Genomic DNA, 927 nt, shown 5'->3' on the forward strand with positions numbered 1-927 from the left:
GACGCTTGCGCTTATATCGGCCGGTATCGAACTGCGCATTCTCGGCGAACGCCACCAGCTGCCCTTTCGTTGCCCCGCTTAAATCGGCAGTGGCCAACATGAGTTCTTCGCGGACGTATTGCAGATATTGCTGGTTCATACGGACTCCCTGATGATGATTTGCCCTTTCTCACCCCATACCTTGGTTATGCGGCAATCCCAGATACTCGAATCGTCATCAAAGAGAGCGTCCATCAATGCCTTGAGCATGTTGTCGCAATCGGGTTTTGACTGATGTGGCTTGCCATTCATCTGCTCTCGCTTCTTCTTGCTCCAGCTCGGCGGCATTGGCATTACAAAGGTTACGTGCGCTCCAGATTCAGGAAGATGAATTTTACGTAAGCGGGCTTCATCGCAGAATGCGCGATAGCGCATCACTTCTGGGCGTTGCTTCCACTTATCGGCGCGTGTCATACGTGGCTTACCGATGGGGATGATGTCGTAAATCATGCCCTCACCCCCAATTCAGTATTTACCTGGTTCAGTAAATCCAGTTCGGTACCGAAGTTCTGTTCCCATGTCTGCCGCCCTGCATGGATGGCAAGACCATTGCCACCAGTGCGATGATGGATATGACAAAGAGGAATGACATGATAATTGTCTGCACGAACAGAAAGACCGGTACCGGAACTGCAGTGATGTATTTCAGCGGGTGTTTCGCCATGCCCAAGGTTGCGACAAACAATGCAGCCAAGAGATGCAACTCGGGATACCCTCTCCCTACAGCAGCTGCTGGCCAGCGTGAACAAACTGCACAACCAAGCCAGCCATCATTGCGGCGTGGTTAATCAACTCAATGGCCTCTTTTTGAATCACCGCTGCCGGCGCACCTGTTAGAACGGCGCCGGCGACATCTGAGTTCTCACGGATTAATGTCGCAACCATATG

General features: G+C 52.0%; 3 protein-coding genes. All 3 read right to left on the reverse strand.

The window, feature by feature from the left end; genetic code table 11:
• On the reverse strand, positions 1–139 hold a 139-nt coding region (locus tag M977_RS23815), incomplete at its 3' end, for a bacteriophage antitermination protein Q (RefSeq protein WP_245163551.1).
• Positions 136–489 carry a RusA family crossover junction endodeoxyribonuclease gene (locus M977_RS23820; protein WP_064519655.1) on the reverse strand — a complete coding sequence of 118 codons (354 nt, stop codon included), beginning with the start codon at positions 487–489 and terminating at the stop codon, positions 136–138. The genes M977_RS23815 and M977_RS23820, both read right to left, overlap by 4 nt.
• The gene (locus tag M977_RS23825) at positions 486–779 is read right to left on the reverse strand and encodes a Ref family recombination enhancement nuclease (protein ID WP_074392112.1); all 294 of its coding nucleotides are present in this window, start codon (positions 777–779) and stop codon (positions 486–488) included. The genes M977_RS23820 and M977_RS23825 overlap by 4 nt, the downstream gene beginning before the upstream one ends.
• Between the last annotated feature and the right edge of the window lie 148 nt (positions 780–927).

Origin of the sequence: Buttiauxella gaviniae ATCC 51604 (assembly GCF_001654835.1) — a bacterium.
Lineage (GTDB): Bacteria > Pseudomonadota > Gammaproteobacteria > Enterobacterales > Enterobacteriaceae > Buttiauxella > Buttiauxella gaviniae.